The organism is Natronomonas sp., assembly GCF_046483325.1.
In the GTDB taxonomy this organism is placed as follows: Archaea; Halobacteriota; Halobacteria; order Halobacteriales; family Haloarculaceae; genus Natronomonas.
Genome location: NZ_JAWODL010000021.1, coordinates 1 through 4,965 on the forward strand (window position 1 = coordinate 1; position 4,965 = coordinate 4,965).

The 4,965-nt window shown below is 64.2% G+C and carries 3 protein-coding genes; all 3 read left to right on the plus strand.

Going from position 1 to position 4,965, the window contains the following annotated elements:
* Positions 1-786, plus strand: a 786-nt coding sequence (locus tag R6U53_RS07250) for an AMP-binding enzyme (protein WP_410321696.1), incomplete at its 5' end; no start/stop codon positions are given.
* A 148-nt stretch (positions 787-934) separates the two neighbouring features.
* Positions 935-3,445: a bacterio-opsin activator domain-containing protein gene (locus R6U53_RS07255; RefSeq protein ID WP_410321697.1), complete on the plus strand. Its 2,511-nt coding sequence runs from the start codon at positions 935-937 to the stop codon at positions 3,443-3,445.
* Between the two features lie 249 nt (positions 3,446-3,694).
* Positions 3,695-4,965 (plus strand): AMP-binding protein (locus R6U53_RS07260; protein ID WP_410321698.1); only part of this gene is annotated, 1,271 nt, incomplete at its 3' end.

The window sequence follows — 4,965 nt, forward strand, 5'->3', positions numbered from 1 at the left end:
TGGTACTACACCCACATCGGCGACGAGGAGTGCCCGATCGTCGACACCTGGTGGCAAACCGAGACCGGCGGAATGATGATCACGACGCTACCGGCGATCGAGGAGATGAAGCCGGGGTCGGCGGGGCCGCCGCTGCCCGGGATCGACGCGCGGGTCGTCGACGAGGCGGGGAACGAGGTCGCCCCCGGCGAAGCCGGGTTCCTGACGGTGAACAAACCCTGGCCCGGCATGCTCCGAGGTCTCGCCGGCGACGACGACGAGCGGTTCATTTCGGAGTACTGGGAGGCGTACTCCGATCCCGACGCCGACGAGTGGGTGTACTTCCCCGAGGACGGCGCGAAGATCGACGAGGACGGCTACCTGACGCTGCTCGGTCGGGTCGACGACGTGATCTCCGTCGGTGACATCCGAATCGGGACGATGGAGATCGAGTCGGCGGTCGTCGGCGTCGAGGGGATTGCCGAGGCCGCCGTGACGGGGGCGGGCGGGAACCTCATCGTCTACGCGAGTCCGGAGCAGGGATACACCGGGGATGCGATCCTCGGCGATTCGATCGAGGCAGCGATCGAAGAAAGTATCGGGGAGGTCGCGATCCCCGACCACGTCGTGTTCACGCCGGAGCTCCCGAAGACCCGATCCGGGAAGATCATGCGACGGCTGCTCGAAGGTATCGCGACCGGCGAGGAACTGGGCGACATCAGCGCGCTTCGGAACCCCGAGATCGTCGGTGAACTTCGCGCTCGTCTCTCGGGGGACACCCGGTCGTATCTCGAATCCGAAGATTGATTTCGTCTTTATCTAAAATACCGAAATCTTTCGTGCACACCTTCGAAAAATCCCTGAAATCCGTTCTAGCCGCGAGAAACGGAGATATCGTTCGGCGTGTGACCGACGCCCAAAGAACTAAGTTTTCGGAATTTGTGGGTAATACGAAATGGCCGATCATCTCCGGCGACGAGAGTACGCGCGCTTTCGCGCGGCGGCCGAAACGACCCGGGAACGGCTCATCGTCCGTCTCATCGGTGAAGCCGGCGTTCTACCGGCCGAACAGACTCGCATTCGCCCCGGCGATATCGATCGACGTCGGTTCGGCGGCGTCGTCTATCACTTTCTGTCGGTTCGAGACGCCGACGATACGCTGTCCCGCCGAACGTATCTGTCCGCAGAGTTGGCCCGAACGATCGACGAATACGCCGCGAACGCGGGAACGGACCCGGACGGTCGGCTCCTCGACGTCACGCCCCGTCGAATCCAAATGCTCGTCTCGGAAGTGGCCGACAGAGCGGCTGAGACGACCGGTGAACCGCAGTTCGCCGATCTTTCGAGCGGCGACCTCCGTCGGTATTTCGCTCGACGGCTGCTCGTCGAGGAGGGGATCGACCCGCGAATCGTGGGGACGATCGGTGGCTGGGACCGAATCGGGGCGCTCGAACCGTATCTCGAACCGGCCGACGACGCCGACATCGCGGCCGCGTTCGACGACTCGGATCGGTCCGCCACCGCCGCGGCCGGACTCCCGTTCGACGGGAGCGATCGAATCGTCGGGCTCGAACTCGACGCGGACGGGCGAATCGTCAGTACCGAGGGGGATCTCCAGTCGACGCTCGGGTACGAACCGCGTGCCGTCGTCGGAACGCCGTTCGGACGGCTCTTCACCGACGGCACCCGCGAGCGCGCCAAACCGAAGAAGTTGCTCTCATCGGCCAGTAGAGACGACTTCACCGTCGAAACGTGTTGGTTCCGGCGAGCGGACGGCGAGCGGACCCGACTCTCGGCGCTCGTCTGTGCTCGACGCGGCGACGACCACCTCGCGGGATTCGCCGCGGTTCTTTGGGACGCCGAGGCTGATGACGGCAACTGGACGGCGAGTGCGTTTCGACGGGCCGTCGCCGCAGCAGGGCAACCGGTCTGTTTCGCCTCCTCTGACGGAGAAATCGAGTACATCAACGCGGCCTTCGAGGCGTTAACCGGATACACTCAAAGCGAGGTCGTCGGCCGTCCTGCCGCCGACATTCTCAGCTCCGGTGAGGACCTCGACGCCTACGACGAATCGCTCCGTCGAACGGTGTCGGACGGCGAACCCTGGATCGGACAGGTGACGATCCGTCGAAAGAGCGGTGAACGGGTGCACCTCCGCCAGACGGTCGCGCCGATCGGTGGCGGTGAGTTCGTCGTCATCGTCGCGACGGACGTAACCGAGCGGGTTCGACGCGAACGCGCGCTCGCCCGTCGCTGTGAGACGCTCGAAGGACTCGAAGGACTGGTCGCGGACATCAACGCCGCCGGCCGGGAACTGATCGACGCGTCGACCAGATCCGAGATCGAGGCCGCGGTCTGCGCCTCTCTCGCTGACAGCGACGCGTATCTCGCTGCGTGGACCGGCGGCACTGCACCGGGGGATCCCCAGTTGCGGCCGCGGGAGGGATTCGGGGCGGCCATCGTCGACGATTCGCCGTTCGCTATCGACTCCACGGCGCTGTCCTCGGCGCTCGAAACCGGTCACCCTCGGGTCGCGGGCGGTGAGTTACCCGCCGACGTCGTCGGTCCCTTCGAGCGTGAGGACGTCTCCGACGCCCGTGCGGTCGGGATCGTCCCGCTCGCATACGGGGAGACGACCTACGGACTTCTCGTCGTGTTTACCGACCGCGGTACCGCGTTCGGCGACCGCGAGCGGACGCTCCTGTCCGATCTCGGAGCGCACGTCGGACACGCGATCACCGCCATAGAGCGACGGAATCTGTTGTTGGCGGACACCGTCGTCGAGTTGGAATTCAACTGTACCGACCGGGCGGCCTTTCTCGTCTCCGCGACGGCCGAACACGACTGTGCCTGCTCGATCGAGGCCGTCGTCCCCGTCTCGGAGGATTCGTTGCTGTTCTACGCGACGCTTTCGAACGCGTCCCCGGACGCGTTTCTCGATACGGCGACCGCGGCGGCGGGCGTCACCGACGGCCGCTACATCCGCGAATACGACGATCGATCGCTGCTCGAATTCACCGTCGAGGGGAGTTCGCCGGCGCTGACGTTGACCGAACTCAGCGCGACGATCCGAGAGGGAACGGCTGAGGCCGGCGAACAGACCCTTCGGGCCGAAATCGCCCAAGAGATGAACCTCAGATCGGTCGTCCAGGGGTTGCAGGCGTCGTTTCCCCAAACCACGCTTCGTGCGAAACAGGCGGTCGATCGCCCCGTCGAAACCGTCGCGGAGTTTCAGGACTCACTTACCGAGACGCTCACGGACAAACAGCGTGCCGCGCTTCGGGCGGCGTACTTCGCCGGCTACTTCGATTGGCCACGAGGATCGACCGCCGAGGAGGTCGCCGATTCGATGGGGGTCTCCTCACCGACGCTCCACAATCACCTCCGGAAGGCCGAACGAAAGCTCCTCTCGTCGTTTTTCGAGCACACACGCGATCACATCGGCGGCGGCCCCTCACGCATCTGATCGGCCCTCGCTTCCCCGCGGTGGGTGTATAAACACTTTGAGCGTCACCTGTGACCGAACATATTCGGGGGCTCGAAGGGACATGACGACTCCGACTGTATATAATGATCGATGGTTTTGATCCCCGCAATCGGCTTCGTTCCGCGGTCTCGACGGCGGATTTGCCGGCCGCGTTTCTTCTCAAATGCGGTGAAGTTTGTATGTTTAGATCCCTCGCTTATTAGTGTACGATCTATTCGGTAGAACGTAATGTCTGAACCGGAGGATACGCAACTTGAGGCACGGCTCGCCGAGCAGGCGTCGTTCGAGCCGCCGGAGTCGTTCGTCGAGGGCGCGAACGTGTCGGATCCGGATATCTACGAGGCGTTCGAGGAGAACTGGCCGGCGTGTTGGGAGCGCGCCGCCGACCTCCTCACCTGGGAGAACGAGTACGACGAGGTGCTCGTCGACGACGACGAGCCGTTCTACGAGTGGTTCACGAACGGCAAACTCAACGCGTCGGCGAACTGCCTCGACCGCCACCTCGACGATCGCGGTGACGAACTCGCGATCCAGTGGGAAGGGGAACTCGGCGAGACGCGCGACTACACGTACGATGAACTCCACCGCGAGGTGAACGAGTTCGCGGCGGCGCTCCGCGAACTTGGCGTCGAGGAGGACGACGTCGTCACGATGTACATGCCGATGATCCCGGAGCTGCCGATCGCGATGTTGGCGTGTGCGCGGATCGGCGCGCCGCACTCGGTCGTCTTCGCCGGCTTCTCGGCGGATGCGCTCGCGACCCGGATGAGATCGGCAGATTCGGAGTATCTCGTGACCTGCGACGGCTACTACCGCCGGGGGGACGGCCTCGACCACATCTCGAAGGCCAACGAGGGGCTCGCCGACGTCGACCACGACACCACGACGATCGTCGTCGATCGGCTCGACGACGAACTCGACCACGAGTTGGACGAGAACCAACACGACTACGACGAACTCGTCACCGAGCAGGAAGGCGCGTCCGTCGAGCCGGTCGTTCGAGACGCCGAGGACATGCTGTTCCTCATGTACACGTCGGGGACGACGGGACAGCCGAAGGGCGTCAAACACACGACCGGCGGATATCTCTCGTACGTCTCCTGGACGTCGCACGCGGTGTTGGACATCAAACCCGAGGACACCTACTGGTGTTCGGCGGACATCGGGTGGATCACGGGGCACTCCTACATCGTGTACGGCCCGCTCGCGCTCGGTACCACGACCGTGATGTACGAGGGGACGCCCGACTATCCCGACAAGGACCGGATGTGGGAGATCGTCGAGAACTACGAGGTCGACCAGCTGTACACGGCGCCGACGGCGATCCGGGCGTTCATGAAGTGGGGTTCGGAGTACCCCGAGCAGCACGATCTGTCGTCGCTACGATTGTTGGGGACGGTCGGCGAGCCGATCAACCCGAAGGCGTGGAAGTGGTACTACACCCACATCGGCGACGAGGAGTGCCCGATCGTCGACACCTGGTGGCAAACCGAGACCGG

Coding starts and splice junctions, on each gene's coding strand:
- R6U53_RS07255 (WP_410321697.1), top strand. CDS start 935: ATGGCCGATCATCTCCGGCGACGAGAGTACGCGCGCTTTCGCGCGGCG.